This window comes from Sabulibacter ruber (assembly GCF_017355955.1).
In the GTDB taxonomy this organism is placed as follows: domain Bacteria; phylum Bacteroidota; class Bacteroidia; order Cytophagales; family Hymenobacteraceae; genus Nibribacter; species Nibribacter ruber_A.
On the sequence record NZ_JAFFID010000036.1, the window covers coordinates 1 to 385 of the forward strand.

General features: G+C 57.9%; 1 pseudogene. It reads left to right on the forward strand.

Going from position 1 to position 385, the window contains the following annotated elements:
- Positions 1-314: pseudogene (locus tag JT719_RS25730) on the forward strand (hypothetical protein); the annotation flags it as partial.
- Between the last annotated feature and the right edge of the window lie 71 nt (positions 315-385).

Sequence of the window (385 nt, forward strand, 5' to 3'; positions counted from 1 at the left end):
TGTTCGCCTCGCACCAGGGCCTGCAGCACGACTACGAGGTAAGCTGCCCCGAGCTGGATTTCCTGGCCGAGAAAGCGAAAGAATCAGGGTTCGCGCTGGGCGCCCGCATGATGGGCGGCGGCTTCGGGGGCTGCACCATCAACCTGGTGCGGCTGGAGAAGCTGGAGGAGTTCACCCGGACCATGGAAAGGGCTTACCTGAAGAGGTTCGGCCGGGAATTGCCGGTCTACGTCGCCCGCATCGTGGATGGCACCGGCCTGCTGCAGACCGCAAAACCGGAGACCTCCTACAATGAGTCTGAGTGGACCCGCTAGTTTAAAGCCTTTTTCCCTGAAAGGAGCCTGAAAACGAAATCCTCTTTTATGAATCACTCCAATTCAAATAT